The sequence below is a fragment of the Synechococcus sp. CC9616 genome (assembly GCF_000515235.1).
Taxonomy (GTDB): Bacteria; Cyanobacteriota; Cyanobacteriia; order PCC-6307; family Cyanobiaceae; genus Parasynechococcus.
Map to the genome: position 1 here is coordinate 2,483,916 of NZ_KI911558.1, position 25,900 is coordinate 2,509,815.

The window sequence follows — 25,900 nt, forward strand, 5'->3', positions numbered from 1 at the left end:
TCAGATCACCTCCGGAGCGAGAGACACGATTTTCGTGAAACTGCGATCGCGAAGTTCACGGGCCACCGGTCCAAAGACGCGCGTCCCTTTGGGGTTGTTGTCGGTGTTGATGATCACCGCTGCGTTGTCGTCGAACCGGATGGAATTTCCGGTGTCGCGACGCAGGGTTGCCTTGGTGCGAACCACCACGGCTTTCACAACATCCGATTTTTTGACACCCATGTTGGGCATCGCATCTTTCACAGTCGCGACGATGACGTCGCCGACATGGGCGTAGCGGCGATTGGTGCCCAGAACACGAATGCACTGGATGCGCTTGGCGCCGCTGTTGTCAGCGACCGTCAGAAAACTTTCCTGCTGGATCATTGGCTCACCTCCTTGGCCCGGGCCTCAGCTTTGGGGCTGTGACTCAGAACCTCGGCGATGGCCCAGCGCTTGTGACGGCTCATCGGGCGGGTCTCGGTGATTCGGACCCGGTCGCCGACGCGGCATGTATTGCCTTCGTCGTGGGCTTTGTAGCGAGTGGTTCGGCTGACCGTTTTCTGATAGATGGGATGGGGGAAGCGGCTTTCCACCGCGACCACCACCGTTTTTTCCATCTTGTCGCTGACGACGGTGCCGACCCTTTCTTTGAGTGCCATAGGTGGTTCTCCTTAGGGATCAGGACGCAGTGGAGCGCTGGCGCTCCGATTGCACCGTCAGCAGCTGGGCCAGCTTGATGCGGACCTCTTTGAAACGGTGCGTGTTGCTGAGCTGGCGAGTGGCCTGCTGGAAGCGCAGCTGAAACAGCTCGCGGCGCAGGCCGTCGATCTGTTCAGTGATGTCCGAATCGGACAGCTTGCGCACATCGGTGGCGTTGGGACGGGCCATGGTCAGGACTCCACGGTGACGGCTTCAGCAGCAGCCGGGGCTTTGGCACCTGCTTTCTGCTCAGATTCATCCAGCTGGATGAATTTGGTTTTCACGGGAAGCTTGTATTGCGCGAGGCGCATGGCTTCCCGGGCGATCTCCGGGGTGATCTCCTCGCCGCCCATCTCGAAGAGGATCCTTCCGGGTTTGATCACCGCCACCCAGAATTCGGGGTTGCCCTTACCGGAACCCATACGGGTCTCGGCGGCGCGCATGGTGACCGATTTGTCCGGGAAGATCCGGATCCAGATCTTTCCGCCACGTTTGACGTAGCGGGTCATGGCCCGGCGGCTGGCCTCGATCTGGCGCGAGGTGATCCAGCCGCACTCTTGGGCTTGCAGGGCGAACTGCCCGAAAGCGATGGTGTTGCCCCGGGTGGCGATGCCGCGCATGCGGCCCCGCTGCATTTTCCGGAATTTGACGCGTTTTGGACTCAGCATGGTTCAGGCCTCCTGTTCACCCCTCGTTGGAGCGGTCTTCGAACTGTTGGGGCCGACGGCTGGCCCGGCGGCGGGGAGATGCCCCCACCGGCATTGGCGGGGCTTCATCGCCCAGCACTTCACCCTTGAACACCCAGACCTTGATGCCCAGCACCCCGTAGGTGGTGCTGGCCACCTTGGTGGCGTAGTCGATGTCCGCCCTCAGGGTGTGCAAGGGGACCCGGCCTTCGCGGGTCCACTCTGTACGGGCGATTTCGGCACCGTTGAGGCGACCGGAGACCTGAATCTTGAGACCCAGGACGCCAGCACGCTGGGCGCGCTGCACCGCCATGCGGATGGTGCGGCGGAAAGCCACGCGTTTTTCCAGTTGCTGTGCGATGTACTCCGCAAGCAGAAACGCATCGCCGTCGACACGTTCCACTTCGACCACGTTGATTCGCACCTGGCGGCTGCGGTCGCCAACCGTTTTCTGAATGCCGGAGCGGAGTTCTTCAATACCGCTGCCCTGACGTCCAACCAAAACGCCTGGACGGGCTGTCTTCAACTCCACTTCAAGCTGATCAGCCTTGCGGGCGATCAGGACATCACTGATGCCGGCGGAACCGTATTTCTTGTGGATGAACTTACGGATCCGGTCATCCTCCTGAAGGAGGGCCGGATAGCTCTTGCTGGGGGCGTACCAGCGTGACCGGTGTTCCTGGGTGATTCCCAGGCGCAGACCGGTTGGGTTGATTTTGTGTCCCATGGGTCAGTGTCCTCGGGGGTCAGGAGTCGGTCTGAGCTGCCACAGCGATGCTGATGTGGCAGGTCTGCTTTTTGATCTGATAGGCGCGACCCTGAGCCCGCGGCCGGTATCGCTTCATGGAGGGCCCCATGTCGGCACTGGCACTGGAGATGACCAGTGACGCCGGATCAAGTCCGAGATTGTGCTCGGCATTGGCCACCGCGGAGCGAAGCACCTTGGTGATCGGCCCCGTGGAGCGGTATGGCATGAACTCGAGCATGATCAGAGCATCGCGGTATGTGCGACCTCGGATCTGATCGAGCACGCGCCGTACTTTCGATACGGAGCCACGGATAAAGCGTCCGTGGGCCTGAGCTGTTGCGGCATCAGGGGCCGCCGTGGATGACGTGGTCATGGCGTCAGCGGCCTCCTTTTTTGTCTTTGATGTGGCCCTTGAAGGTTCTGGTCGGAGCAAACTCCCCCAGCTTGTGACCCACCATCTGCTCGGTGATGAACACCGGGATGTGGGTTTTGCCGTTGTGAACGGCAATGGTGTGGCCAATCATCATCGGCAGGATCGTCGAGGCCCGAGACCAGGTTTTGATCACGGACTTGTCGTCGTTCTCGTTCTGCTTCTCAACCTTGCGAAGAAGGCTGTCAGCGATGAATGGACCTTTTTTGAGTGAACGTCCCATAGCGGTTTAAGCAAGCGGCAAAACGATGGTTGGCATCAGGAATCACGTCCGCCACGGCTCCGCTTGGACGTCTTGCGACGTTTCCGGAGCACGTATCGGTTGCTGGGCTTATTCCGCTTACGGGTCTTGAGACCGAGGGCGGGTTTGCCCCAGGGGGTGACCGGCCCTGATCGACCGATCGGTGCCCGACCCTCACCACCACCATGGGGGTGGTCGCAGGGATTCATCACACTGCCTCGGACCTGGGGGCGACGCCCCAGCCAGCGGCGGCGACCCGCCTTTCCGAGGCTGGTGTTCCTCACCTCGGAGTTGCCGACTTCACCGAGGGTGGCGTAGCACTCACGGCGGATTAGGCGCACTTCGGTGGAGGGCAGTTTCAGAGCGACGTAATCGCCCTCCTTTGCCATGACCTGTGCGCTGGCGCCGGCTGTGCGCACCATCTGACCTCCGCGACCGGCATACAGCTCGACGCAATGGACACTGGATCCCAGGGGGACTGACGAGAGCGGCATGGCGTTGCCGTTCTCAATCGGTGCCTCGGGTCCGGAGACAACGGTTTGACCGATCTCAATGCCGGCGGGCGCCAGGATGTAGCGCTTCTCACCATCGGCGTAGAAGAGCAGAGCCAGGCGAGCGTTGCGGTGCGGGTCGTAGTGAATGGCCGCCACCTTGGCGGGAACGCCGTGTTTGTTGCGGCGGAAGTCCACCAAGCGGTAGCGCCGCTTATGACCACCACCGCGATGGCGGCAGGTGATCACGCCGCGGTTGTTACGACCCTTGCGGCGATGTTTTGACACAACCAGGGTCTTTTCCGGCTTGCGACCGGTGACCTCACTGAAATCGGTGACCACCCGGGTTCGGGTTCCGGGGGTGTAGGGGCGGTAGTTACGGATTGCCATGACGAATCAGACCCCTCAGGACTCAGGGAAGAGTTGGATCGAGCTGCCCTCCGCCAAGCGCACCACGGCCTTTTTGACCTGGGCGCGCTTACCGGCGAAACGACCCATCCGGCGGCTGCGACGGGGAGGGTTCATGGTGCTGACGCCAGTCACCTTCACATCGAACATCTGTTCGATGGCGGCTTTGATGTCCGGCTTGGCAGCACGATGATCGACTTCAAACGTGTACTGGTTGAACTCGAGGGCCCGGGTGGCCTTCTCGGTGATCAGCGGCCGGCGGATGACATCCGCCAGACGTCCTTGGAAACGCTCAGTCATTTCCGTAGACCTCCTGGATGGTTGCAAGCGCGTCCTCGCCCAGCACCAGGGTGTTGGCGTGGAGCAGGTCAAAGACGTTGAGCTGATCAGCGGCGATCAGCTTCACCGTTTCGAGATTGCGCACCGAGCGACGCATCACATCGCTGGGCGTCTTCAACACAATCAGCACCTTGGAAGTCGCAGCAATGCCGAGACGGCCCAAAGCGTCCGTTACCTCACGGGTTTTCGGGGCCTCAAGCGCTGCTCCGAAGTCCTTGACGACTTTGACGTCCTCGATACGGGACATCAGAGCAGTCCTTAGAGCGAGGCGGCGCTCCTTGCGATTCATCGCAAGGTTGTATGTCCTTGGCTTGGGCCCGAAAATGATGCCGCCGCCCGGACGAAGCGGTGTGCGGATGGAACCCTGCCGGGCACGTCCGGTTCCTTTCTGTTTGTAGGGCTTGCGGCCACCTCCACGAACTTCCGATCTGGTGAGCGTGCTGGCCGTTCCCTGGCGGCTGTGCGCCTGCTGGCGGAGCACCGCCCGGTGCATCAGATCGACAGCTGTTGTCTCCTTTGCGACCTTCAGATCCAGGGTTGCCTTGCCGGCTTCCTTGCCCTGCCAGTCATGAACAATGCAGCTAGCCATCATTGACCTCCTTTGGCGCCCACGCGCTTGGCAGGCCGGATGTTGAGGAGGGCGCCGGGTTTGCCAGGAACGGAACCCTTCACCACCAGCAAATTGCGGTCGCTGTCAATTTTCAGGATTGTCAGCCCACGCGTGGTGATCTTCTTGCCGCCGAAGCGGCCGGCCATGCGCTTGCCGGGATAGATCCGACCTGGCGTCGTGCCGGCACCAGTGGAACCTGGTTCCCGGTGATTCTTGGAACCGTGGGTCATTGGGCCGCGGCTGAAACCATGACGTTTCTGGTAGCCCGCGAAGCCACGCCCCATGGTGTCGCCGCTGACGTCGACTTTCTGGCCGGTTTCGAAATCACCGACGGTGATCGCGCCACCGAGCTCCAAGCCCTCAACGGCATCGACGCGGTATTCGCGAAGGTGACGCAGCAGCTCATCGCCGGATTTGGACAGGTGGCCCTTCGCAGGGCGGTTGATCAGTTTCTCGCGTGTACCGCCGAAACCGATCTGCACCGCGGCATAGCCGTCGGTGTCATTGCTCTTCAGTTGGGTGATTCGACAGGGACCCGCCTCGATCAAGGTGACCGGGACGGCTTTGCCCTGCTCGTCGAAGAACTGGGACATTCCCAACTTCTTCCCAAGGATGCCGATGGACATGGGAGGTAAATAGCGCCAGCTGGACGACCGCTGTCCGGTGACCCGAACAGGGTTTGGCGTGCTGATCGTGTGGACGCAGTCGTGAACGAAACAGTCGTTCTGAATTGTTCAGAACAATGCTTCGAAGGGGCTAGCGAGCGATTCAGCAAGGCTGGGACTTGAATGACGGCTGTCAAAGACGACCGTTCAGTTTCCCGGCGTCTCCCAGGGGAGTCGCGCTGGCCTGGAGATCCGGCGCAATCGCCGAATCTGTCCCATCGACTGGAGGCCCGGCTAGCGGACGGGCACAGAACAATGGAACAAACAAAAACCATACATGACCGTCGATACCCTTCTGCTATGGGCCTCGCTCCTGCCAGACTCCTGCCAACACATGCCCAGCCATGCCGCTGCTTCTGACCGGTCGAGGATTCCGTCGGGATCTTGAAGCGAACGGCTGCCTGGCCGTCCACGCACCCCTAGAGGGAGGCGCTGAAACCCGGTTGCTGCGCCGTTTGCGGGGATCCGGCTATCAAACCCGCATCCTTTCGGCTCGAGGTCTCGGAGATCCCGAGGTGTTCCTGACTCAGAAACACGGCATCCGGCCGCCGCATCTTGGTCATCAGAGTGTTGGCCGGGGAGCGGCTGTTGGAGAGGTTCAGCAGGTTGTCCCGATGCTCGGAGACCTCTTTGAGACTGATTTACCCGTCGCGGTGTGGCTCCTGGAAGGTCAAGTGCTCTCCCGATCCGAATTGTTGTCTCTTTGCGATCTCTGTCGACGGGAGCCGCGCCTGCGCATCGCTGTTGAGATGGGAGGAGCAAGGAGCCTGAGATGGCAGCCGATGCGCGATCTGCTGCAAAGCTGAGTCCCGAGACGGCTCTGGCTCAGGGACGTTGGGTGAAGTTGATCTGTGGTGCCAGCAATCAGGACCTGCCGGCCATCACCGATCTCTGCACCGTGTTCGGTGCTGCAGGAGTTCACTGCATTGATGTGGCCGCAGACCCTGCCGTTGTTCAAGCGGCCAGAGTCGGTCTCGACTGGTTGTCTGCAAAAGGCCTGGAATCTCCCTGGCTGATGGTGAGCCTCAGCGATGGACGGGATGTTCATTTCCGCAAGGCATGGTTCGATCCTGCGCAATGCCCTTCGGACTGCCCGAGGCCATGTCAGACGGTGTGTCCGGCTGATGCGATTTCGATGCAAGGAGCTGTGAATGCCCAGCGCTGCTACGGCTGCGGACGCTGCCTTCCGGCTTGTCCCCGGGGGTTGATCGAGGAACACGATCACCACGTCAGCCTTGCTGATGTGAGCCGGCTGCTGGCGGAACTCTCTCCTGATGCCGTCGAGATTCACACGGCACCAGGACGGGAGGAGGCATTTGATGGCGTTGTGGGTGCACTGGCCTCAGCGGATGTTCCTCTCAGGCGTCTGGCTGTCAGTTGTGGCCTTGAAGGACACGGTTGGACGACGAGGCAGCTGAGCCGGGAGCTCTGGCAGAGATACCGAAGCCTCCGCCGTTTTGGCTTTCGCCCGCTCTGGCAGTTGGATGGCCGTCCAATGAGCGGTGACGTCGGGGCCGGCACGGCCCGTTCAGCGGTGCAGCTTTGGAGGGTCATGCGATCGCTGGCTCCTCCAGGGCCACTGCAACTGGCCGGCGGCACCAACGCCAGCACTCTTGGGTATCTCGCCCCGACTGATCGACCAGCCGGCATCGCCTTTGGAGGCGTGGCAAGGCGTCTGATGATGCCCTTGTTGCAGGAAGCACAGCTCCGCGGCGTTTCCCTCAGGGCATGGCCGGAAGGGTGGGATGAAGCCGTGCAACAGGCCAGAACGCTGATCCAGCCCTGGAGGAATCGTCCCTTGTCGTCCTTCAACTGCTAGAAGGCAGTCAGGGTCTGGATTCATGACGACAGAGCGGATCACTGATGACCTAGATCGTCTTCTCGATCTCCTGCCTGAACCCGTGCAGGTGGCGTTGACGTCGCTGGAGCGACGTGACCAGCTGCTGGAAGTTGTGCTCGATCTTGGACGTCGACCGGAAGCCCGTTATCCGGGCCGCGCACTCGAACTGGACGACACTCCCCTGTCACGGGACGATCTTCGGGCTGTTGTGTCCAGGCTCGGCCGTTTCGGTGCAGACAACAGGGCGGGAATTGAGCGCACCCTGCATCGCATCAGTGCGATCCGAAATCGTCAGGGGGAAGTGGTTGGTCTCACCTGTCGGGTTGGACGGGCCGTTTTTGGGACCGTCGCCATGGTGCGCGATTTGCTCGATTCGGGTCAGTCGCTGTTGCTCATGGGGCGTCCAGGTGTTGGTAAAACCACAGCACTTCGCGAGATTGCCAGAGTCCTCGCGGACGATCTGCACCGCCGCGTTGTGGTGATCGACACGAGCAATGAAATTGCCGGCGATGGAGACATTCCCCATCCAGCCATCGGTCGGGCACGGCGCATGCAGGTGGGCCGTCCCGAGCTGCAGCACCAGGTGATGATCGAGGCGGTTGAAAACCACATGCCCGAGGTCATCGTCATCGATGAAATCGGAACCGAGCTAGAGGCTCAGGCCGCCAGAACCATCGCTGAACGCGGGGTGATGCTTGTGGCCACGGCCCATGGCAATGCCCTGGCCAATCTGATCAAGAACCCCACCCTGAGCGATCTCGTCGGCGGTATTCAGTCCGTGACTCTCGGGGATGACGAAGCCCGCCGACGCCGCAGTCAGAAGACCGTGCTGGAGCGCGCCGCAGAACCGACCTTCCCCCTTGCTGTGGAAATGCACAGTCGCCACCGCTGGGCCGTTCATACAGATGTGGCCGCCACGGTGGACCTTCTGCTGCGAGGTCAGGTGCCCTTGGTTCAGCAGCGCGAGCTGGCCGTGGATGGTTCGGTGCAGTTGGTTGATCCTCCGGAACCCAATCGTCCAAGGCGTCCTGTTCTGGCTGCGGTGCCGATGCCACGTCCGGATGCTTCGAGGCCTGAGGAGTCAACGTCCAGTTCTGCGTCGTTGCCTGAGGACGTTGTGTCCAGTGACGACCTGCAGATCTTCTGTTGTGGCCTTTCCGTTGCGAACGTGGAACAGGCGATCCGGCGGCGTTGCTGGCCAGTGCAGGTAGTGGAGGACCTTGAAGAGGCCGATGTGGTTCTGAGTGTTCGACAGGGGTTGGGACGGGAACCGCAGCTCCGCCGCCAGGCCAGGGATCTTCGGGTCCCGATCCTGGTGATCAAATCCGACACGCTTGCTCAGATCGAGCGTGCTCTCGAGCGACTGCTGTCGCGTCGAGCTGATTCACCTGAGACAGGGGCTGACGCTCGTGACGACCATGACGATGAGCTGGCCGGCCTTGAGGAATGTCGGTTGGCCGTTGAACAGGTCGTGATGCCGGAGGGGCGGCCCGTGGAGCTGCTTCCACGCAGTGAGCGTGTGCGTCAGATGCAGGCTGATCTCGTCAGTCGTTATCGCCTGCGCAGTGATGTCTTTGGACAGGAAGGAACGTGTCGCCTCCGGGTGTTCCCGCCCTGACAGCTTGATCGGCGGACTCCGGCAATTGACGAAGGTGGCGCCACTGTGAGTAACTATTCACAAGCCGGAGCGTAGTCCGATTGCGGAGCCGCCCGGATCATTGGGCCGTCGCCAAGCGGTAAGGCAGCGGGTTTTGGTCTCGCCATTCCTAGGTTCGAATCCTAGCGGCCCAGTTTTTCCGTAATGACTGACCGTCCACTGCTCGTCTTCGATTTCGACGGGGTCATCGTCGATGGGATGGCTGAGTACTGGTGGAGTGCAAGCACGGCAGCTCAATCTCTGCTCCCCGAGGTTGAGCCTCCTGCCACCGCGATTGTCCCCGAGGCCTTCCGGCAATTGCGGCCGTGGGTACATCACGGCTGGGAGATGGTGCTGCTTGCAGCCGAAGTGGCTGATCTGGAGCCAGACGCCTGGATCCGTGATTACGACGCGATGCAGCAGCAGGCGATGCAGCGGCGCGGATGGGAGGCTGAACAACTGCAGGACGCCTTGGACCGGACCCGTCAAAAGGCGGTGCAAACCGATCGGAACGCCTGGCTGGCGCTGCATCAGCCTTACCCAGGCATGGTGGCTCGTCTTTCTGCTTTGGCCTCGGAAGGGGCTGACTGGGCGGTCCTGACAACCAAGAGCGAGGCATTCACGGCTGAATTGCTGGCGTCCATGGGTCTGCAGCCCTGGCGGCTTGATGGCCGAGAGTCCGGCTCCAAGCCTGAGGTGTTGCTCAAGTTGCAGCGTGAGCGTCCCCTGCGGGCCTTTCTCGAGGACCGTCGTATCACCCTTGAAACCGTCCTCGCGACTCCGGGGCTTGCGTCCTTGTCCTGTCTGCTGGTGAGCTGGGGCTACCTCAGGCCGATGGATCGATCTGATCTGCCTGAGGGCATTCATGTTCTGCAGCCGGCTGATCTCGCGGCCCCCTTGGCGGAGTGGCCTTGATCCGGTAGCGTACGCCTGTACTACTTGAGACGATTCGGCGCTTTCGTGGCATTGGATCTCTCGTTCTTTAGCTTCAGGTCGTTTCCATGCCTGCAGAGATGAAATCCAACGCTTCCGGTTCCGATCTCCGTTCCGGTGAAGGGCGTCCCGGCGAGCGTGACAAAGCCTTGAATTTGGTGCTCGGTCAGATCGAGCGCAACTTTGGCAAGGGGTCGATCATGCGTCTGGGAGATGCATCCCGCATGCGGGTTGAGACCATCTCGACCGGGGCTCTGACCCTGGATTTGGCCCTTGGTGGTGGCTATCCGAAAGGCAGGGTCGTTGAGATCTATGGCCCGGAAAGTTCCGGTAAAACCACGCTCACCCTGCATGCCATTGCTGAGGTGCAGAAACGAGGTGGCGTGGCTGCTTTCGTCGATGCTGAGCACGCTCTCGATCCCGTCTATGCCGCTTCGCTTGGTGTGGACGTCGAGAACCTGCTGGTATCCCAGCCCGATACGGGTGAGATGGCTCTCGAAATTGTTGATCAACTCGTGCGTTCGGCGGCCGTCGACATTGTTGTTGTCGACTCCGTTGCGGCTTTAACGCCCCGGGCTGAGATCGAGGGCGAAATGGGAGATCTGGCTGTCGGAAGTCAGGCCAGACTGATGAGTCAGGCGATGCGCAAGATCACCGGCAACATCGGCAAGTCGGGTTGCACGGTGATTTTCCTCAATCAGCTGCGTTTGAAGATCGGCGTCACCTACGGCAACCCCGAAACCACCACCGGTGGTAACGCTCTGAAGTTCTATGCCTCAGTGCGGCTCGATATCCGTCGCATTCAAACGCTCAAACGCGGTACTGAGGAGTTCGGAATCCGGGCAAAGGTGAAGGTGGCCAAGAACAAGGTCGCCCCCCCATTCCGCATTGCTGAGTTCGACATCCTGTTTGGCCGAGGGATCAGCACGGTTGGCTGTCTTCTGGATCTCGCTGAAGAGACGGGTGTCGTGATCCGCAAAGGCGCTTGGTACAGCTATGAGGGTGACAACATCGGCCAGGGTCGGGACAACACCATCATTTGGCTGGAACAGAATCCTGAAATCGCTTCAACGGTCGAACAACTTGTGCGACAGAAGCTGACGGAAGGCTCTGAAGTCACCTCCAACTCGATGCGTCCGCTGGCAGCAGCTGCCAGTCGCGGCACAGCTGAAAAAGCAGAGTCGAGTAAGCCGTCCAAAGCCGCTTAAGAGGGCGAGCTCGATTGGATCGCTGCCATCGCCGAGTGAGCTGTTTGAGCTTGCTCGGTTTTTTGGTTCTGGTGAAGCATCTGGGCGATCCTTTGGAGCTCCTGGATTGCTTCAGCACCTTCGAGTTTTACAAGTTCTCGCCCGTTCCTTGATTCGACCCAGCTGATCCCGAAGTCAGAGACGCGGAACCGAACCATGTGAGCGTCTCCGAGATCTGCAACAAAGGAGGCTCCGTGACCATCGCGGCCGTCTCCACAGACATAACAACTCGCTGTGACTCCTTTGCTCTGCAAGCCATCCGCTAGCGCCTGGAGGCTCATCACCAGATCCTGAACGACGGAGCGATAGTGCTCGGCAAGGCGTGGAAACATGCCTGAAGTCCTGATGCAATTCACGCTAAAGGTTTTCTTCAGGATCGTGGCGTCTCAGGGGGTATCCATCAGCGTCCACCAACCTGCCGCCGGTCCAACGAAGCGAACCGTGATCCAGAACACCACCAAAAGGGCAATGCCGATCCAGGCACCTCGCGTGGTGATGTTCACGAACTGCTTTGTCTGGTTCTGGGTCAGCGGCAGCCAGGGCACAAACCGTGGCGAATCATCCGCTTTCTTTTCTGGCTTCTGCAGTCGGGGTGGGAGTCCCTGGGCCGCTCGACGACGTGCTTCTCCCATTCTGTGCCCAGACGGTTAGAGCCAAGACTAAGAACGTTCGATCGCTCTCGCCTGTCAGTCTGGCAGGAGTCGATGCAGGGGAACCCAGGGTTGAAGGCACTGCAACACCAGTTCGCCCCAGCCGCGTCCACGCACCCGTCCGTCCAGGATCGCCAGACGACCACCGTTCCGCCGCAAGGGAGATGTCGCCGCGGGGATCAGGCTCAGTGCCTCAGGTAGCAACAGGTTGCGGAACCAGTCCTGACCTCGCTGTTTCAGCTGTTCCACCCGTGCCGATGTCAAAGGGTTCTCGAGGCTGGCGATCGGCAGCAGCCCGATGATGATCTGCTCCGGCTGGGGGAGTTGGTTCTGATGCTCCAGCCACCAGGTCCAGCGGGTAGCGATCACCCCGTTCGGCTCTGGAGCGGTGGATTCCTCGACGACGCGTGTGCCGAATTCAGCCGCCAGGGCGCTGGTCAGTCGTCTTCGCAGGTTCTGATCATCGAGAAGCAACACCGTCAGACCTGAGCGGCCGAGAATCAGGCGCCGGCTCTGTTCGAGCAGATGCTCCGCATAGATCTCTGTGTTTGGAAGTGGTTGACGTCTGGGAGCGAAAACTGACAGTGGCTCATCCAGATCTGGCTCCCTCAGGCAGGCGCTGACGTCAGGATGAAAGCCGGCCTCGTCAAGCTCCCGATCAAGGGAACTGCTTTCACCTCCGGTATTGAGGAGCAGCGCGGGACGGCTTGATAGCAGACCTTGAAGCAAGGCCAGCGGTTCCAATGGTTCCAGGCACCACGTCCACTGGAGCAGTTTGTGGTCAAGTTCGGCCCAGCTGCCCCATTGCGTGGGGTTCGCGTCCAGCCAAGTTGACCAGGGTTCAGGACAGGGACCGATCAAACGCAGGAGGTCTCTGAGTGCCTGTGGATCTCCACCCCTGAGCCGCACCTTTGCATCAACACGCGGTGCTTCGCTGAACAACCGGCGACCGATCCGGTCATGCAACTGCGTCAGGGCCTGATCAACCGCCGGATGGGCGCGACGCAGTTGTTCCCAGTCGCCGCTTCGAATGCGGATGGCCATGCTGCGGCGCAGCCGATGGCTGAGCTGCTCAATCTGCGGTACGAGCAGCTGTCGGTTTTCAAGTCTGTTGTGGCGCCAGGCCCGAACCAGCTCCTTGGTGTTGAGGAGCCAGAGCCCTTCTTGGGGAGGGGGCGAGTCCCCTTCCCAGCAGGGCAATCGGAAGCCGAGTTCCCGAAGCCGAGGCAGCTCAACTTGAAGCAGCTGTTGCCGTTGTCGTTCGTTGAGGACCAGAGCGGTGTTGCGCACCTCCAGGCACAGGGGCACGAGCAGGCCAAGCCACCAACGCTCCTGGTTGCTTGGGGCCAAATGGATCAGTGTTCGATCCTCGCGTCGCAGGCTGCGCCCCACCAGTCGGCTCAGGGTCAGATGGTGGGGCCAGTCGCAGGCCCCTTGTCGCAACAGCGACTTGAGTTGGAGGTGGGACTGCGCTTCCAGCATCGGGGCACATTAAAAGGAGTTGTCGGTGCAAACCGTGCATCGCAATCCATCGAGCAACATGACGGCAGCCGAGGGGGACAGCGATGGCGGCACAACAGAGAGTGGGGGTCGTCGGTCTTGGCCTGATCGGCGGTTCTCTTGGACTTGATCTTCAGGCCAGGGGCTGCTGGGTGCAGGGTCTTGTGCACCGTCATGAAACAGCGGAGAGGGCCATCGAACGTGGGCTTGTGAGTGCCGTCAGCACCGATCCGGCTTGCCTCGCTGGCTGCGACCTGGTGATCCTGGCCTTGCCGATTCCTCTGCTGCTCAAGCCGGATCCCGCGCTTGTTGATGCGTTGCCCAAGGACGCTGTGGTGACGGATGTGGCGTCCGTGAAAGCACCTGTTCTGGGGGTCTGGCGCGACTGTCACCCCCGTTTCGTTGCCAGTCATCCCATGGCAGGGACGGAGCAGGCGGGCGTTGAAGCCGGTCGACGGGATCTTTTCAAAGGACGGCCATGGATTGCCACGCCCGATGGCTCAACGGATTCAGATGCCCTCTCCAGCGTGAAGGCTCTGGCATCCGGCATCGGCTGTGTCTGGAAAACGGCTGCGGCCAGCCAGCATGATCAGGCGGTTGCTCTGATCTCGCATCTTCCCGTTCTGGTCAGTGCGGCACTGCTCCGTGCGGTTGGGGACGAGCGCGATCCAGGGGTGCGTCAGCTGGCGATGGATCTGGCTTCCAGCGGTTTCGAGGACACCAGCCGGGTCGGGGGAGGCAATCCGGCATTGGGAGTGGCCATGGCTGCTGGGAATACGGATGCTGTCCTGAAAGGTCTGGCGGCCTATCGCTGGAGCCTTGAACAGCTTGAGGAGGCTGTGCTCAATCAGAACTGGGAACAGCTTCGTCAGGAGCTTGAACGCACCCAAGCACTGAGACCCTCCTTCCTGGATGGTCGACTGGTCAGTTCAGACTGAAGGAGGCACCGCGATTCGCCATCAGCTGACGGCAGGCATTCAACGCTGAGAGGGTTACTCCCGCTGTCCCCTCACCTGGATAGAGGCTGTCGCCACAGAGCCAGAACCCTGGCATCGGCGTCCGTCCCGCCAATCCAAAGGGGCCGAAATGCCGGGGATGTTGGCCAAGTCCGCCAACGATTCCCTGAGGACGCCCCGTCCAGCCTGCGAAGCCGCGGGGGGTCGCGAGTTCAGCGTGCAACCACGCGGAAGGATCAAGGCCGAGCCACTGTTCCAGTTGCGATTGAATCGCCGTCAGCACCTTCCCCTTGCGACGCTGATAGGTCTCTTCATCCAACTGGCACCAGTCAGAGGTTGGCGTGAACACGCTGGCGATCAGGGTGGCCTGGCCGATGGGTGCACGCCCATCGCCATCGCGACTGATGGACACGAACAGCGAGCCCGGATCGTCACAGCTTCTCTGCAGATGGCCTGGGCAGTCGTTCGGCAGGGCCTGACGTTTCACAACGCCGTAGAACACAAGTGCGCCGCTTGGCTTGGGCAAGCGCTCCAGCCGCCGGCGGTATCCCGCCGGCATGTCCGCGGGCATCAGCTCAGTCAGGCATTGGGGCGGCAGGCTGCAGATCACCTCTTCAGCCTCCAGTTCCTTGACCCCTCGGGGACTTTTGACCGTCAGCCTCCACCCTGCTGAGCATCGGCGGATGCCCATCACCCGATGCCGCAGTGCAAGGGTGCCGTTGTGTTGTTGCAAGGCTGAGACGAGCCGATCGCTCAGGATCTGCATGGAGCCGTGCAGATGCCAGAGGCCCAGTGGCGCCTGAGCCATCTGCAGCACGGTGGCGCCGTAGAGAGCTGCCGTGCGATGGGCTGGCTCCTGGGAATAGAGCTTCAGCTGAAGATCCAGAAAGTGACGCAGCCGTCGATCACCCTCGCAGCCACAAAGGCCCTGGAGATCGGCCATGGTCAGCCCCGTCAGCAAGCTCGAGGCAAAGGTTTCTGGACGAAGAGACTTCAGCAGTTGTTGAAGGTCCCATCCGTTGCGGGGTGTGACGACCGGATCACGCGATGCAAAAGCCCAGTTGCTCTTGTGGATGGCAAGGCAGACCTGCCAGAACCTCTCACTTCCAGGGAACTGACGCTCGCGTTCGTGGGCCCATCGCTCGGGGTCGTTCCACAAACGGATCGGTTCTGAGCCATCGGCGAGATCCACCTCGCAACCAGGATCGAGGATGTCCGCCTCTGGGATCTGGACGCCCAGATGTCGGAAGACCCGTTCATGGCTGCCCCCCGGCTCCAGTCCTGCGACCTGGGTTGCCCCGACATCAAAGGTCCAGGGCCCACGTTTGAAGGTGCCAGCGCAACCTCCCGGCTGATGATGGGCCTCCAGCAGGGTGACCTGCACGTCCTGCCTGGCGAGCAGTCCAGCCGCGGTGAGGCCGGCAATGCCGCCACCGATCACAATCACATTGGTTGTGCCCAAGCGGTTCGCCTCCACCGCGGCATGCTGGCAACAGCAAAGGCCCTCTGCGGATGGACTCAAGCCTGCAAGAGGCCCTTGTCGCCCCCAACGGGCTTCTTGCCGGGGAAACCCTGGAGTCGGTGCATCCCGTGAGTGGTGGTTGCATTCATCGAGCCTGGCGTTTGTCCCTGCGTGGCGGTCGGACCGTGTTCGCCAAAAGTGGAACGTCGCAGGCGATCGATCTGTTCGAGGTTGAGGCGGATGCTCTGGAGTCCTTGCATGACCATGCCTCTCCAGAGTTGCTGGTGGTGCCTCGCCCTCTGGGCTTCTGCCAAACGGAAGCCCATGCCGTTCTGCTGTTGCCCTGGCTGGAGTTGGGCGCCGGCAATGCGACGGCTCTTGGACGTGGATTGGCGTTACTGCATCAGAGGTCGTCGGTTGCCCCCGAGTCTCACCGCTTTGGTTGGCATCGCGACGGTTTCATCGGTGCTGGCCCCCAGCCCGGTGGATGGCGTGATCGATGGGGGGATGCCTTCACAGAGCTGCGATTGCTCCCTCAGCTGAAGCTTGGTCGATCCTGGGGCTTGAACCTCGAGGACTGTCTCCCACTCCTGGAGGCTCTCGCCAGCCATCTGAATCGGCTTTTGATCACCCCCTCACTGGTGCATGGAGACCTCTGGGGGGGCAATGCAGGTGCTCTTTCGGACGGCCGAGGCACAATTTTCGACCCCGCAGCCTGGTGGGCTCACCACGAAGTTGATCTGGCAATGACGCACCTGTTCGGTGGATTTTCAAAGGATTTCTATCGTGCGTACAACTCAGTGATTCCTGCTCAGCAGGGATTTGAAGATCGAATCGAGATCTACAACTTTTATCACCTGCTGAATCACGCCAATCTCTTCGGCGGTGGCTACATCGAACAATCAAAGGCTTGTTTGAGAAGCCTTGTCAGACGCCTGATTTGAGCGTCATGGATCAACCGAGATATTCCTGCCTGAGGGTTTGAACTTTTTTGATCAGAGCGTTGCGCTTGTCGCTGGTGGTGAGATTTTTCCAGCTCCATTGACCGACGACGACCACACCCAGGAGTTCCAGCAGACCGGGAACGACAGGAAGAAGATTGATGGTGTCCAGAATCCCTTTGATCAGAATCTGGGCAACGATGACGGCAGCGAAGATTCCGACGATCTTGCCGATACGCCCCATCTGATTCCAGTCAACTTGGTCGAGGGTCTCGTTCACTTTCCCGAGCACATCGCTGTAGCGCTCCGCGAACGATGTGCCCTCATCAGGGGCCCCAGTTCCGCTATCAACTGCCGAATCCTGAGTTTCAGCGGCATCCTTCACTTCAGTGGTGGCGTCACTCATGGGGTCGAGGGGCTCACTTAAATGGTCAGCTGAGCGTATCGGTGAGATGCACTTTGTGCCATCGCTGCTGTGCCTGAATCATCAATGCCTCACGGTTCTTGATTGCAATTTCCGTGCAAGATATCCAGAGGAGGGATGCGCCCTGTTGCTTGGTCCCATCCCAACGCAATCGCATTGGCTGGTGAACACGGTCTGGCCCTGTTGCAACGTCTGGCAGCCGCCAGAGGAGCGGACCAGCTGTTTTGCCATTGATCCGCGGGAACAGCTGGCAGCACAGCGCTGGGCACGTGGCAAGGGCCTGCAGCCACTTGCCGTGGCCCATTCACATCCCGGAACAGCGGCGTTCCCATCAGAGCAGGACCGGCGGCTTGGTCTCCCCGAAGCACTGATGCTGATCACGGATCGCGATGGTCTTCCGCGCGCCTGGTGGCTGGATGCGGATCGTCGGGTCACGTCGATCCCGATGGAGGTCTGGGACAGTGGTCGAAGCCAGGGGGCCTGCTTGTGACCACCTCCTCGACAGGAAGCAACAACGATCTGACGCCCGCTGAACGGGAGCGTTACTCCCGTCATCTGCTGCTCCCTGAAGTGGGAACCGATGGTCAGAAGCGTCTCCGAGCTGCATCTGTCCTGTGTGTTGGTTGTGGAGGACTTGGCTCGCCCCTTCTTCTTTATCTCGCTGCAGCTGGTGTTGGTCGTATCGGCATTGTGGACGGTGATGTTGTCGAGCTCTCGAACCTGCAGCGTCAGGTGATTCATGGTGAAGGCTGGCTGGGTCGCTCGAAAGCGCAATCCGCAGCCAGTCGCATCGCTGATCTCAATTCGGGTTGCCGGGTCGACGTCCATGAGCAGATGCTCTCGATCGAGAACGCTCTGGATCTGATCGCTCCCTACGACCTGGTGTGCGACGGAACCGACAACTTCCCGACCCGTTTTCTGGTGAACGATGCCTGTGTGTTGCTTGGCAAGCCACTGATCTACGGCTCGGTGCAGCGGTTCGTCGGACAGGTCAGTGTGTTTAATCGAACGGCTGACAGCCCCAACTACAGAGATCTGTTGACGGAACCCCCGCCGCCCGGGGAAGTGCCCTCCTGCGCAGAAGCCGGTGTGATGGGCGTCATGCCAGGGCTGATCGGTTTGCTCCAGGCGAGCGAAGCCATCAAGCTGATCACAGACATCGGTCTCCCCCTCGATGGCCGTCTGCTTGTGGTGGATGCCCTGACGATGCGTTTCCGGGAGTTGACCCTCAAGGTGGATCCGGCTCGGCAGCCGATCGAGAACCTGATTGACTACCGCCAGTTCTGCCGCCCGGAGTTGCTTGCGATGGACAGCATCAGTGTCACCGAGCTCAATGCATTGCTGGAGGCCGAAGCGGATGATGTGGTCCTCATCGACGTGCGGAACCCCTCCGAGGCAGAGGTGGCGTCGATTGCGGGGAGTCATTTGATTCCCATGTCAACCATCGAAAACGGAGAGGCCGTGGATCAGGTGCGATCGCTGGCGCAGGGCAAACGTCTTTACGTGCACTGCAAGCTGGGTGGACGCTCGGCTCGTGCCGTTCAGATGCTGGGGAGCCACGGCATCGAGGCCATCAACGTCGACGGCGGCATCGACGCCTGGGCTCAGCTCATCGATGCGGAGATGGCCCGCTATTGATGGAGGTCAGTAGTCCACCCCGCGTTTGAGATCGACGCCCTGCTCGGCGTAATGCTTGTGGCACACCATTTCGGAGTGAATGCTGGCGAGGTCGAAGTAGGCAGGTGGCGTTTTGCACCGGCCCGTGATGATCACTTCCGTCTCCAGGGGTTTGCGCAGGAGTGTCTGAACAATCGGTTCTACCGGTAGAAGCTCAAGATCCACCGTCGGGTTGAGCTCATCGAGAATCACAGTTTTGTAGAGACCACTCGAAATGGCAGCCCGTGCGATTTCCCAGGCTCGCTCCGCTTCCACGTAATCGATCGGTTCTTGCTGGCCGCGCCAGACGATGGCATCCCGCCCGGAGCGCAGGTGATCCACCAGATGTGGGTAACTTTCCCGCAGGGCGGCGATGGCCGCGTCCTCGGTGTATCCCGTTCCCCCCTTGAGCCACTGCAGGATCAACACCCTGTGACTTTTGTCCTGACTGATGCCTCGCCCGATGGCCTGCAGCGCTTTGCCCAGGGCACTGGTTGATTTGCCTTTTCCCTCGCCGGTGTAGATCTCGATCCCACTGCTCATGGTCAAAGGGATCACGTGGTCGTTGTCCAGACCCGGACGACGATGGGCCCGCATTTCCGAATGGAGATCTGCCTCCTGGATCAGAGGGGCTGGTGCGGCACGACCGGTGACGATGATCTCCATTCCTTCCGGACGGTTCGCCAGGGTTCTGACCACGTCATCGATGTCCAGCAGTCCGAGATCCAGCACTGGATTCAGTTCATCGAGCACGACGACGGAGTAAAGGGCGCTGGCGATTGCCCCCTTGGCGATCACCCAACCCCTCTCGGCCTCTTCCCGGTCAAAACGGGTGGATTCCTCAGCGGTGAAATGGTCAGCCCGCCCTGTGCGGAGCTGATCGATCAGATGGGGAAATCCCTGCTGTAGTGCTTCTATCGCAGCATCTTCGTCGTAAGAGCGGCCAGGTCCTTTGAGGAAACGCAGCAGCAGAACCCGGGTCCGACGCTGTTCACAGATGCCGAGTCCAATGGTTCGAAGCACAACACCAAGGGCGGCCTGGCTTTTGCCCTTCCCCTCTCCGTCGTAGACGTGCAGCTGTCCCTGGCTGCGTTCTCGGCTGTCCGCCGCGGTAACAATGCCGATGCTCCGGGGCATGGACGCAGCTCTTACGGTTGGAGCCTAACGAGATCGTTCAGGTTGTCCCGCTGATGTTCCGGCTGCAGGAAACGTTGCCAGCTCGGGAGGCCGAACAGCTTGAGCGGCTGAGGCATTGGTTCAGGCAGTGGCAGCCTGATCGTCCATTGATCTGTGTGGCCTATTCCGGTGGTGTCGACAGCACCTTGGTGGCTGCAATCGCCCATGAGCAGCAGGGCGAATGTGCCCTTGCCGTGACTGGAGTGTCTCCCGCCCTGGCCCCCCACCTGTTGCAGGAGGCGAGAACTCAGGCAGGTTGGATCGGAATCCGGCACCAGGAGTGCAGGACCCGCGAACTTGATAATCCTGCGTACCGCAGCAATCCTCAGGATCGCTGTTACGCCTGCAAGCAGGAACTGCATGAGCACCTGAGTCAGGTGATTGCCGCTGCCGAGGGCGGCTTGGTGATCGATGGTGTCAATCTCGACGATCTCGGGGATCACCGGCCTGGAATCCAGGCCGCACGGGAGGCTGGCGTTCGTTCTCCCCTGGCGGAATTAGGAATCGACAAGGCCGCGATTCGCCAACTCTCACAAGCGCTGGGTTTCCCTTGGTGGGATAAACCTGCGCAGCCATGCCTGGCATCGCGGTTTCCCTACGGAGAATCGATTACGGCAGATCGTCTGCGCCGGGTTGGAGCTGCTGAGGCATGGCTGATCCAGCGAGGCTTCAATCGCATCAGAGTGCGTAGTCAGGGATTGGCGGCGCGCATCGAAATTCCGCGCGATCAGATCAGCACCCTGATTGCACTGGCCGAAAAAGAGCCTTTGGTGTCTGAGTTGATGGCTCTGGGATTCACGTCGGTGAGTGTTGACCTTGAAGGTCTGGTCAGCGGCAAACTCAATCGCCGCTGATCAGTTCAGAGTCATCTCAGAGCGGCATCCTCTCGATCACAACGGATCAGATCGAGATGGACATCGGGCTGGGCGTCCGAATTTCCGTTGTCAATGCAGCTGGCGTTTCCCGCAGAAAACTTCTGAGGGCATGCCGGCTTGCCCGTAGTTCTTCGCTCATCACACGGCAGGCTTCCTCCGGCATGGTGTGATCCCCACAGGTGAACACGTCAACGGCGGCGTAGCCGTTCTCCGGCCAGGTGTGAATCGAGATGTGGGATTCGGCCAAGAGAGCAAGGCCTGTCACACCCTGGGGCTCAAACCGGTGGGTGATGAGATTGAGGAGAGTGGCGCCAGCACGTTTTGCAGCGGTCGTGATGGCGGTTCTCAGAAAAGCTTCGTCGTTGAGTCTGGTCTGGTCGCAGTCGTAGAGCTCGAGGATGCAGTGTTTGCCAACCATGTCAGTGGCACCGGATGTGGCAGCTGGCTCGCTTCCGTTGGGTTGGTTGTCACCCCATCCCGGGTTGGGATGCAAGTCAGACAGGCTCTGCTTCATCAGGCGTCAGCGCAAAATGGCCTCAAAGACTATCTGACGTTCAGAGCATTGTTGAGGTCTGATTCATTCAGGATCTGAGCTTCCTGACGCCAGCCCCCGTCGAAGGCCTCGAGATGGGTGGCACTGACCAAACACTGGTGTGACGTCCCAACAGCTTCCAGCAGAAGCTGCTGTCGCGTGGGATCGAGTTCGGCCAGAACATCGTCCAGCAGAAGCAGTGGTGGTTCCCCGCAGAGCTGAGTCAAAAGCTCAAGTTCTGCCAGCTTTAGCGCCAGCACCAGAGTGCGCTGTTGGCCGGCCGACCCGAATCGACGCGCCGGAGATCCACTCAGCATCAGCTCGATTTCATCGCGGTGAGGTCCCACCCTGCAGCTGCCCAGCCGTTCCTCTTCGGGCCGCTGTTGTTTGAGCTGTTCTTCGATGGCCAATCGCCATGGCTCTTCAGCCTCGTCCGCCTCGAGGGTGCTGCCGGGCCGATACCTCAGTTCCAGTTTTTCGGTGCCTTGGCTGAGATGCTCCTGCCATTGCCGTGCCAATGGCTCCAGTCGATGCAGGGCACGTTGTCGCCGCCTGTGGATGCGCGTGCTCACAAGAGCCATCTGCAGGTCAAAAGCATCCAGTAGGCCGGCCCGCTCCTGGTTGCTCACGGTGGCGATGCGTTTCCACAGCTGACTGCGTTGACGCAGCAAGCGACTGAAGCGGCTGATCAGGTCGGCATAGATCGGCTCCAGCTGCAGCACCACGCGATCCAGCCACTGCCGCCTCAGGGCGGGCTCCCCCCGCACCAGGTCGAGATCGAGCGCGCTGAAACCGATGCAGCGCAGGGGGCCGATCAGATCCATCTGACGGTTCAGCAGCTTTCCGTTACGGCGGGCCTGGCGTCCCCCACTGCGCCGCAGTTCCAACTCCAGGCGATCTCCTTCTCTGAGCTCGGCTCGCAGTGTGGCCTGGGAGGCGGACCATTGGATCAGATCCCTGTCCTGGCTGCAGCGATGGGATCGCAGCGTGCCCAGCAGTTCCACGGCCTCCAGGAGGTTTGATTTCCCAATCCCGTTCGAGCCGATCACCAACAGCCTGGGGTGGGTCAGTTCCAGCTGCAGGTTTGTCTGGTTGCGGAACCCCCGCAGCGTCAGCTCTTTAAGCCGGATGGGTCCCTGAGCAACGTGTGGGTAAGGTACCCGTAACGGAACGACCTAGGGTCGATCTTCCGCTGCGGCCCCGTGCCGTTCAGTGGGCATGTAGCTCAGTTGGATAGAGCATCAGATTCCGGTTCTGAGGGTCGGGGGTTCAAGTCCCTCCATGCTCGTGTTTCATTCCGGCTTGCGGGCTGGCTTCAAAGGCAGTCCCATCGCGCGGATACCGCTCGGGTCGATCACAAAGCCATGGGTTTCGAGGGCGGCCACCGCCATTTTGGGCGCCGACACCGACAAACTGCAGCCCGGCAGATCCCTGCGCAGCATGTTCAGTGATCTGTGAACGAGCACGCTGAGGATTTGCTCTTGATCGGGCCCTGGCTTTGAACAGAGATTCCAGAGGTTGGCATTGAGTGCAAGGTCACTGGTGGCACGAACAAAACCAACCAGTTCGCCGCTGCTTTCTTCGAGCACGCTCAGCTGCCAGAGGCTGTTGTCGAGGGCGCGCTGCCAATCGTCTTGGGAATGCGTGGTTTCCTGGCAGAAGGCCAGCAACTTGTTGAGAGACTCTGGCGTCGGGGCGCTTGATGTCTCCAACCGATAGCCGTTGGGGAGCTTTGGTGGGACAGATTGCTGGAGGAAAGGAAGCACGAGCGGGCCCTCAGCCTGTGTTCCGCATGCCGGCAGCGATGCCGTTCAGGGTGAGCAGAGCCCCGCGCAGCAATTCGCTGCGGCTATAGGTGCGACGGTCCTCTTCCATTCCTGGCGCTTCACTCATGGGGGGTTGCCGGTTCTGATCACGCAGTCGTTTCAGCAGAGCAACCTGGAGGAAGCCGAGGGGCACGATCGTGCGGTTGCGCAGATCGACTGAGAGTTGCAGCGCTTGATCTGCCCCAAGCAGCCGCGACTGCCCGGTGATGTCCAGCACCAGGGAGCGCGTTAGCTCGTATTCATCAGCAATGGTGCGGAAGATCCGCTCAAATGCCTCTCGGTTTTCGGAGGCCCCCAGGCTGGTCATGTAGTGATGGGCCAGATCCAGGTCCACCTTCGACAGCGTCATCTCCACTTTTGAGATCAGCATTCGGAAGAACGGCCATCGCTGGTGCAGGCGCCTGAGCAGATCCAACTGCTCAGGGTCGTCTTTGACCTCCGTGGCCAGTGCGGTCCCAAAGCCAAACCAGCTGGGCAGCAGAAAACGGCTCTGGGTCCAGCCGAAGACCCAGGGAATGGCCCGCAGGCTGGAGAGATCCTTGGCGCCTGTCTTGCGCCGAGCCGGACGACTGGAGATCTGTAGCTTGCTGATTTCTTCGATTGGCGTGACCTGCTGGAAGAAGGGAACAAGATCGGGGTTGTCGTGCACCAGAGCGCGATAGTGCTCGCGCGAGTGACCGGCGAGGCGGGTCATGAGCTGGTTCCAGCTCGGCGTCGCATCCAGCTGATTGGTGACGAGGCTGTTTTGAACCACCGCCGTGGTCATCGTTTCCAGGTTGTACAGCGCCAGTTCGGGCAGGCTGTATTTGGAGGCCAAGACCTCTCCCTGTTCAGTGATCTTGATGCGTCCCTGGAGTGTTCCACTCGGCTGGGCCAGGATCGCCTGGTAGGCCGGGCCACCGCCCCTGCTCACCGATCCGCCGCGTCCATGGAAGAGGCGTAGGGCGACACTATGGCGGCTGGCCAGCTCCTGCAGGGCCATCTGGGCCTGGTGAATCTCCCAGTTGCTGGATAGGAAGCCGGAGTCCTTGTTGCTGTCCGAATAGCCCAGCATCAGTTCCTGAAGCGGCAGACGCTGCCCCCCGATAAGTGGCAGCAACTGTCTGTAGAGGGGGGATTCGAACAGCTCCTTCATCACCTCTGGAGCCCGCTGCAGATCTTCGACGGTCTCGAAGAGGGGGACAACCAGTAATGAGGCGTGGTGGGCCGTTGGATCCACCAGGCCTGCCTCCTTCGCCAGCAGCAACACCTCAAGGAGATCGGAGCCCGTGTGACTCATGGAGATCACATAGGAGTTGCAGATGCGTTGCCCGAACTCCTGTTGAAGCCGTCGCAGCATTCCGAAGACCGCCATGGTCTCGGCTGTTGCGGCTGACCAGTCGACACCAGTGGGGACGAGAGGACGGCGGGTCTGAAGTTCGCGATGCAGCCAATCAACCCGTTCGGCTTCGTCCATCTCGCCGTATGGCCTGGGGAGTTCCAGGTAGCGAGTCAGTTCATCGATGGCGTCGCTGTGCCGGGTGCTCTCCTGCCGGATATCGAGGCTGGCCAGGGAGAACCCGAAGATATGCACCTGATTCAGGAGCGTCTCCAGTTGTTCACAACTCAGCTCGGTGCTCACCAGGCTGTTGCGAATCAGCTCGAGATCGCTGCGGAACTCATCAACCGCCATGTAGTGAAGGGTCTCTCCGACCTGCAGCCGGTCGATCCCCTGTGAGGCCACCTCCTGGGGGGTCTGCCAACCAGCTTCCGACAGCTGGTTGTTGCGCAACAGCGTCAGTTGCAAACGCTCGAGCACATAGCTCAGCTTCAGTCGATAAGGCTCAAGCCGATACCGGGCTGCTCGGTCTTCGTAGATTTCCGGGAAGCGCAGCCGGTCCATCTCAAGGGACTCCAGCAGCGCAGGAGCCACCTGGCTCCATTGCATCGAAATGCTGAGTTGATTGCGCAGATCCTGTACGGAGCGGATGTACCGCTCCAGCATCAGCTGACGCTGGTAGCAGGCTGTTTGCCAGGTGATCTCGGGGGTGACAGAGGGATTCCCATCCCGATCTGAGCCAACCCAGGAGCCGAAGGTGCAGAAGGCAGCCTGCGGAAATCTCACATCCGGGTAATGACGGCTCAGGGCTGAGGTGAGGCGCCGCCGCATCTGGGGCATGGCATCGAACAGCACCTGCTGGAAGTGATGCAACGTCGAGTCGACTTCGTCCAGCACAGTCGGCTTGAACTGGTGCAGTTCGTCGGTGCGCCACCAGAGACGAATCTCCTCCTCGAGTTGCTGGCGCAGCACCTCCTGTTCCTGACTGTTCGGCAGGGAATCCGATTGCAGGCGCTGCAGCAGATTCGCGACCCGCCTTTGCTTGCGACGCACGGTGTGGCGCACGATCTCGGTGGGATGAGCCGTGAAGACCAGACGGATGTCCAGTTCCTGAAGAAGGCTTTCGATCTGAGCAGGGGGAACATTCAGTCGACGCAGCCTTTCAAACAGTTCCCCGAAGGTGGCGGGATCGGTCTGGCTGGCCAGAGGGGGAGCAAAGGGATCGAAGGGTTGGCCCTGGTTCTGCGGTTGGCTCCGCGATGGAAGCAGGCTGTCGAGGTAGCCGTCCTCCTCGATTCGCTGTTCAACGATGTTGATCAGCTGGAAGTACAGCGAGAAGGCTCGGGCGGCCGCGATGGCTTCAGCCAGATCCATCGCCGTGATCAGATCGACAATCGCCTGACTGGTGCTGTCGCCGTCGCGCCCTTCCAGAGCAACAGGGTCGCTGAGTTGTTTCAGGCGAAGAACCCGTTCGCTCTGTTCGGCAGGACATTCACTGCGAAGAACCGTCTGCCAGAGATCCTCAATGAGTTCGAGACGCTGTTGCAGCAGCCCGCCCTTGCCGGTGACCACACCGTCGGCCCTGAGCAGGTCGCCCCCGGGAGCGTGGACGGTGGGCTGTTGCATCGA

The 25,900-nt window shown here is 60.7% G+C and carries 31 protein-coding genes and 2 tRNA genes; 12 read left to right on the top strand and 21 right to left on the bottom strand.

Translation table 11 applies throughout. The features are described 5' to 3' along the window. Genes rplN through rplC form a run of 11 tightly spaced genes read right to left on the bottom strand, consistent with a single transcriptional unit; the run spans position 1 to position 5,260 of the window. On the bottom strand, positions 1–366 hold the full coding sequence (rplN, locus tag SYN9616_RS0113850) for a 50S ribosomal protein L14 (RefSeq protein ID WP_028953627.1): 366 nt from the start codon (positions 364–366) through the stop codon (positions 1–3). After that, positions 363–641 (bottom strand): 30S ribosomal protein S17, encoded by a 279-nt coding sequence (rpsQ, locus tag SYN9616_RS0113855; RefSeq protein WP_028953628.1) that lies wholly within the window; start codon positions 639–641, stop codon positions 363–365. Before rpsQ ends, rplN begins: the two co-directional genes overlap by 4 nt. Before the next feature lie 19 nt (positions 642–660). Further along, a complete protein-coding gene (gene rpmC, locus SYN9616_RS0113860) occupies positions 661–870 on the bottom strand; it encodes a 50S ribosomal protein L29 (RefSeq protein WP_028953629.1) in 210 nt (69 codons plus the stop codon). Positions 871–872: 2 nt separating this feature from the next. Continuing rightward, complete coding sequence (gene rplP / locus SYN9616_RS0113865) at positions 873–1,349, bottom strand: 50S ribosomal protein L16 (RefSeq protein ID WP_028953630.1); 477 nt, start codon at positions 1,347–1,349, stop codon at positions 873–875. A 16-nt stretch (positions 1,350–1,365) separates the two neighbouring features. Continuing rightward, positions 1,366–2,094: a 30S ribosomal protein S3 gene (gene rpsC / locus SYN9616_RS0113870; protein WP_028953631.1), complete on the bottom strand. Its 729-nt coding sequence runs from the start codon at positions 2,092–2,094 to the stop codon at positions 1,366–1,368. Between the two features lie 19 nt (positions 2,095–2,113). Beyond that, positions 2,114–2,488, bottom strand: coding sequence for a 50S ribosomal protein L22 (rplV, locus tag SYN9616_RS0113875; protein WP_028953632.1), 375 nt, complete (start codon positions 2,486–2,488; stop codon positions 2,114–2,116). A gap of 4 nt (positions 2,489–2,492) precedes the next feature. Further along, on the bottom strand, positions 2,493–2,768 hold the full coding sequence (gene rpsS / locus SYN9616_RS0113880) for a 30S ribosomal protein S19 (RefSeq protein WP_028953633.1): 276 nt from the start codon (positions 2,766–2,768) through the stop codon (positions 2,493–2,495). Between the two features lie 35 nt (positions 2,769–2,803). Beyond that, positions 2,804–3,667, bottom strand: coding sequence for a 50S ribosomal protein L2 (rplB, locus tag SYN9616_RS0113885; RefSeq protein ID WP_028953634.1), 864 nt, complete (start codon positions 3,665–3,667; stop codon positions 2,804–2,806). 15 nt (positions 3,668–3,682) lie between these two features. Then, positions 3,683–3,985 carry a 50S ribosomal protein L23 gene (locus SYN9616_RS0113890; protein ID WP_028953635.1) on the bottom strand — a complete coding sequence of 101 codons (303 nt, stop codon included), beginning with the start codon at positions 3,983–3,985 and terminating at the stop codon, positions 3,683–3,685. Then, the gene (rplD, locus tag SYN9616_RS0113895) at positions 3,978–4,613 is read right to left on the bottom strand and encodes a 50S ribosomal protein L4 (RefSeq protein WP_028953636.1); all 636 of its coding nucleotides are present in this window, start codon (positions 4,611–4,613) and stop codon (positions 3,978–3,980) included. The genes SYN9616_RS0113890 and rplD overlap by 8 nt, the downstream gene beginning before the upstream one ends. Continuing rightward, positions 4,613–5,260: a 50S ribosomal protein L3 gene (gene rplC / locus SYN9616_RS0113900; protein WP_028953637.1), complete on the bottom strand. Its 648-nt coding sequence runs from the start codon at positions 5,258–5,260 to the stop codon at positions 4,613–4,615. The genes rplD and rplC overlap by 1 nt, the downstream gene beginning before the upstream one ends. A 383-nt stretch (positions 5,261–5,643) precedes the next feature. Between rplC and SYN9616_RS0113905 the strand changes: the two genes are divergently transcribed. The 6 genes from SYN9616_RS0113905 to recA all read left to right on the top strand — a co-directional run bounded on the left by SYN9616_RS0113905 (position 5,644) and on the right by recA (position 10,916). After that, entirely contained in the window at positions 5,644–6,105 is a 462-nt protein-coding gene (locus tag SYN9616_RS0113905; protein ID WP_028953638.1) for an NAD(P)H-quinone oxidoreductase subunit N, read from the top strand. Beyond that, the gene (locus tag SYN9616_RS0113910) at positions 6,072–7,118 is read left to right on the top strand and encodes an LdpA C-terminal domain-containing domain (RefSeq protein ID WP_028953639.1); all 1,047 of its coding nucleotides are present in this window, start codon (positions 6,072–6,074) and stop codon (positions 7,116–7,118) included. Before SYN9616_RS0113905 ends, SYN9616_RS0113910 begins: the two co-directional genes overlap by 34 nt. Positions 7,119–7,140: 22 nt before the next feature. Next, entirely contained in the window at positions 7,141–8,757 is a 1,617-nt protein-coding gene (locus tag SYN9616_RS0113915; RefSeq protein ID WP_028953640.1) for an AAA family ATPase, read from the top strand. Between the two features lie 101 nt (positions 8,758–8,858). Beyond that, positions 8,859–8,930: transfer RNA gene (locus SYN9616_RS0113920), tRNA-Gln, on the top strand. A gap of 10 nt (positions 8,931–8,940) precedes the next feature. Next, the gene (locus tag SYN9616_RS0113925; RefSeq protein ID WP_028953641.1) at positions 8,941–9,690 is read left to right on the top strand and encodes an HAD family hydrolase; all 750 of its coding nucleotides are present in this window, start codon (positions 8,941–8,943) and stop codon (positions 9,688–9,690) included. An 86-nt stretch (positions 9,691–9,776) separates the two neighbouring features. Then, entirely contained in the window at positions 9,777–10,916 is a 1,140-nt protein-coding gene (recA, locus tag SYN9616_RS0113930; RefSeq protein ID WP_028953642.1) for a recombinase RecA, read from the top strand. Here recA and SYN9616_RS0113935 read toward each other — a convergent pair. Genes SYN9616_RS0113935 through SYN9616_RS0113945 form a run of 3 tightly spaced genes read right to left on the bottom strand, consistent with a single transcriptional unit; the run spans position 10,913 to position 13,087 of the window. After that, a complete protein-coding gene (locus tag SYN9616_RS0113935) occupies positions 10,913–11,287 on the bottom strand; it encodes a DUF1815 family protein (RefSeq protein ID WP_028953643.1) in 375 nt (124 codons plus the stop codon). The two genes, recA and SYN9616_RS0113935, sit on opposite strands and share 4 nt — an antisense overlap. A gap of 54 nt (positions 11,288–11,341) precedes the next feature. After that, entirely contained in the window at positions 11,342–11,587 is a 246-nt protein-coding gene (locus tag SYN9616_RS0113940) for a DUF2839 domain-containing protein (RefSeq protein WP_028953644.1), read from the bottom strand. Positions 11,588–11,641: 54 nt separating this feature from the next. Next, positions 11,642–13,087 carry a helicase gene (locus SYN9616_RS0113945; RefSeq protein WP_028953645.1) on the bottom strand — a complete coding sequence of 482 codons (1,446 nt, stop codon included), beginning with the start codon at positions 13,085–13,087 and terminating at the stop codon, positions 11,642–11,644. An 83-nt stretch (positions 13,088–13,170) separates the two neighbouring features. On the opposite strand from SYN9616_RS0113945, the gene SYN9616_RS0113950 reads away from it, so the two are divergent. Next, positions 13,171–14,043 carry a prephenate/arogenate dehydrogenase gene (locus SYN9616_RS0113950; RefSeq protein ID WP_028953646.1) on the top strand — a complete coding sequence of 291 codons (873 nt, stop codon included), beginning with the start codon at positions 13,171–13,173 and terminating at the stop codon, positions 14,041–14,043. On the opposite strand, the gene crtD is transcribed toward SYN9616_RS0113950, so the two are convergent. Next, complete coding sequence (gene crtD, locus SYN9616_RS0113955; RefSeq protein ID WP_037991580.1) at positions 14,030–15,523, bottom strand: C-3',4' desaturase CrtD; 1,494 nt, start codon at positions 15,521–15,523, stop codon at positions 14,030–14,032. The two genes, SYN9616_RS0113950 and crtD, sit on opposite strands and share 14 nt — an antisense overlap. Before the next feature lie 50 nt (positions 15,524–15,573). On the opposite strand from crtD, the gene SYN9616_RS0113960 reads away from it, so the two are divergent. Continuing rightward, positions 15,574–16,467 carry a fructosamine kinase family protein gene (locus tag SYN9616_RS0113960; protein WP_028953648.1) on the top strand — a complete coding sequence of 298 codons (894 nt, stop codon included), beginning with the start codon at positions 15,574–15,576 and terminating at the stop codon, positions 16,465–16,467. 10 nt (positions 16,468–16,477) lie between these two features. Here the strand turns inward: SYN9616_RS0113960 and SYN9616_RS0113965 are convergent, their stop codons facing one another. Further along, entirely contained in the window at positions 16,478–16,870 is a 393-nt protein-coding gene (locus SYN9616_RS0113965) for a CAAD domain-containing protein (RefSeq protein ID WP_028953649.1), read from the bottom strand. A gap of 46 nt (positions 16,871–16,916) precedes the next feature. Here SYN9616_RS0113965 and SYN9616_RS15910 point away from each other — a divergent pair, with 46 nt between their 5' ends. Both SYN9616_RS15910 and moeB read left to right on the top strand, forming a co-directional pair. After that, positions 16,917–17,378, top strand: a complete 462-nt coding sequence (locus SYN9616_RS15910) for a M67 family metallopeptidase (RefSeq protein WP_232200519.1) — start codon at positions 16,917–16,919, stop codon at positions 17,376–17,378. Beyond that, a complete protein-coding gene (moeB, locus tag SYN9616_RS0113975; protein ID WP_028953651.1) occupies positions 17,375–18,526 on the top strand; it encodes a molybdopterin-synthase adenylyltransferase MoeB in 1,152 nt (383 codons plus the stop codon). Before SYN9616_RS15910 ends, moeB begins: the two co-directional genes overlap by 4 nt. 6 nt (positions 18,527–18,532) lie before the next feature. Here moeB and SYN9616_RS0113980 read toward each other — a convergent pair whose 3' ends face one another. After that, entirely contained in the window at positions 18,533–19,681 is a 1,149-nt protein-coding gene (locus SYN9616_RS0113980) for a cob(I)yrinic acid a,c-diamide adenosyltransferase (RefSeq protein ID WP_028953652.1), read from the bottom strand. Between the two features lie 53 nt (positions 19,682–19,734). Here SYN9616_RS0113980 and larE point away from each other — a divergent pair, with 53 nt between their 5' ends. Further along, complete coding sequence (gene larE, locus SYN9616_RS0113985; RefSeq protein ID WP_028953653.1) at positions 19,735–20,574, top strand: ATP-dependent sacrificial sulfur transferase LarE; 840 nt, start codon at positions 19,735–19,737, stop codon at positions 20,572–20,574. A 46-nt stretch (positions 20,575–20,620) separates the two neighbouring features. On the opposite strand, the gene speD is transcribed toward larE, so the two are convergent. Both speD and recF read right to left on the bottom strand, forming a co-directional pair. Next, positions 20,621–21,109, bottom strand: a complete 489-nt coding sequence (gene speD, locus SYN9616_RS0113990; protein WP_028953654.1) for an adenosylmethionine decarboxylase — start codon at positions 21,107–21,109, stop codon at positions 20,621–20,623. A 29-nt stretch (positions 21,110–21,138) separates the two neighbouring features. Then, positions 21,139–22,242 (bottom strand): DNA replication/repair protein RecF, encoded by a 1,104-nt coding sequence (gene recF / locus SYN9616_RS0113995; RefSeq protein WP_071991485.1) that lies wholly within the window; start codon positions 22,240–22,242, stop codon positions 21,139–21,141. 99 nt (positions 22,243–22,341) lie between these two features. On the opposite strand from recF, the gene SYN9616_RS0114000 reads away from it, so the two are divergent. Beyond that, positions 22,342–22,415, top strand: a tRNA-Arg gene (locus tag SYN9616_RS0114000). A 4-nt stretch (positions 22,416–22,419) separates the two neighbouring features. Here SYN9616_RS0114000 and SYN9616_RS0114005 read toward each other — a convergent pair. Both SYN9616_RS0114005 and ppc read right to left on the bottom strand, forming a co-directional pair. Then, complete coding sequence (locus SYN9616_RS0114005) at positions 22,420–22,893, bottom strand: GNAT family acetyltransferase (protein WP_028953656.1); 474 nt, start codon at positions 22,891–22,893, stop codon at positions 22,420–22,422. 10 nt (positions 22,894–22,903) lie between these two features. Next, entirely contained in the window at positions 22,904–25,897 is a 2,994-nt protein-coding gene (gene ppc, locus SYN9616_RS0114010) for a phosphoenolpyruvate carboxylase (RefSeq protein WP_037991582.1), read from the bottom strand. Positions 25,898–25,900 lie beyond the last annotated feature (3 nt).

What these genes read in the sequence shown, in the direction of transcription:
- rplC (WP_028953637.1), bottom strand. Translation starts at nt 5,260, where the DNA reads ATGTCCATCGGCATCCTTGGGAAGAAGTTGGGAATGTCCCAGTTCTTC.
- speD (WP_028953654.1), bottom strand. Translation starts at nt 21,109, where the DNA reads ATGAAGCAGAGCCTGTCTGACTTGCATCCCAACCCGGGATGGGGTGAC.
- rplP (WP_028953630.1), bottom strand. Translation starts at nt 1,349, where the DNA reads ATGCTGAGTCCAAAACGCGTCAAATTCCGGAAAATGCAGCGGGGCCGC.
- SYN9616_RS0113910 (WP_028953639.1), top strand. Translation starts at nt 6,072, where the DNA reads ATGGCAGCCGATGCGCGATCTGCTGCAAAGCTGAGTCCCGAGACGGCT.
- ppc (WP_037991582.1), bottom strand. Translation starts at nt 25,897, where the DNA reads ATGCAACAGCCCACCGTCCACGCTCCCGGGGGCGACCTGCTCAGGGCC.
- rpsC (WP_028953631.1), bottom strand. Translation starts at nt 2,094, where the DNA reads ATGGGACACAAAATCAACCCAACCGGTCTGCGCCTGGGAATCACCCAG.
- larE (WP_028953653.1), top strand. Translation starts at nt 19,735, where the DNA reads ATGTTCCGGCTGCAGGAAACGTTGCCAGCTCGGGAGGCCGAACAGCTT.
- SYN9616_RS0113965 (WP_028953649.1), bottom strand. Translation starts at nt 16,870, where the DNA reads ATGAGTGACGCCACCACTGAAGTGAAGGATGCCGCTGAAACTCAGGAT.
- SYN9616_RS0113950 (WP_028953646.1), top strand. Translation starts at nt 13,171, where the DNA reads ATGGCGGCACAACAGAGAGTGGGGGTCGTCGGTCTTGGCCTGATCGGC.
- rpsS (WP_028953633.1), bottom strand. Translation starts at nt 2,768, where the DNA reads ATGGGACGTTCACTCAAAAAAGGTCCATTCATCGCTGACAGCCTTCTT.
- SYN9616_RS15910 (WP_232200519.1), top strand. Translation starts at nt 16,917, where the DNA reads ATGCACTTTGTGCCATCGCTGCTGTGCCTGAATCATCAATGCCTCACG.
- rpsQ (WP_028953628.1), bottom strand. Translation starts at nt 641, where the DNA reads ATGGCACTCAAAGAAAGGGTCGGCACCGTCGTCAGCGACAAGATGGAA.
- SYN9616_RS0113980 (WP_028953652.1), bottom strand. Translation starts at nt 19,681, where the DNA reads ATGCCCCGGAGCATCGGCATTGTTACCGCGGCGGACAGCCGAGAACGC.
- SYN9616_RS0113960 (WP_028953648.1), top strand. Translation starts at nt 15,574, where the DNA reads ATGGACTCAAGCCTGCAAGAGGCCCTTGTCGCCCCCAACGGGCTTCTT.
- SYN9616_RS0113915 (WP_028953640.1), top strand. Translation starts at nt 7,141, where the DNA reads ATGACGACAGAGCGGATCACTGATGACCTAGATCGTCTTCTCGATCTC.
- SYN9616_RS0113905 (WP_028953638.1), top strand. Translation starts at nt 5,644, where the DNA reads ATGCCGCTGCTTCTGACCGGTCGAGGATTCCGTCGGGATCTTGAAGCG.
- SYN9616_RS0113935 (WP_028953643.1), bottom strand. Translation starts at nt 11,287, where the DNA reads ATGTTTCCACGCCTTGCCGAGCACTATCGCTCCGTCGTTCAGGATCTG.
- rplB (WP_028953634.1), bottom strand. Translation starts at nt 3,667, where the DNA reads ATGGCAATCCGTAACTACCGCCCCTACACCCCCGGAACCCGAACCCGG.
- rplN (WP_028953627.1), bottom strand. Translation starts at nt 366, where the DNA reads ATGATCCAGCAGGAAAGTTTTCTGACGGTCGCTGACAACAGCGGCGCC.
- SYN9616_RS0113940 (WP_028953644.1), bottom strand. Translation starts at nt 11,587, where the DNA reads ATGGGAGAAGCACGTCGTCGAGCGGCCCAGGGACTCCCACCCCGACTG.
- rpmC (WP_028953629.1), bottom strand. Translation starts at nt 870, where the DNA reads ATGGCCCGTCCCAACGCCACCGATGTGCGCAAGCTGTCCGATTCGGAC.
- SYN9616_RS0113925 (WP_028953641.1), top strand. Translation starts at nt 8,941, where the DNA reads ATGACTGACCGTCCACTGCTCGTCTTCGATTTCGACGGGGTCATCGTC.
- rplD (WP_028953636.1), bottom strand. Translation starts at nt 4,613, where the DNA reads ATGGCTAGCTGCATTGTTCATGACTGGCAGGGCAAGGAAGCCGGCAAG.
- SYN9616_RS0113945 (WP_028953645.1), bottom strand. Translation starts at nt 13,087, where the DNA reads ATGCTGGAAGCGCAGTCCCACCTCCAACTCAAGTCGCTGTTGCGACAA.
- rplV (WP_028953632.1), bottom strand. Translation starts at nt 2,488, where the DNA reads ATGACCACGTCATCCACGGCGGCCCCTGATGCCGCAACAGCTCAGGCC.
- recA (WP_028953642.1), top strand. Translation starts at nt 9,777, where the DNA reads ATGCCTGCAGAGATGAAATCCAACGCTTCCGGTTCCGATCTCCGTTCC.
- SYN9616_RS0113890 (WP_028953635.1), bottom strand. Translation starts at nt 3,985, where the DNA reads ATGACTGAGCGTTTCCAAGGACGTCTGGCGGATGTCATCCGCCGGCCG.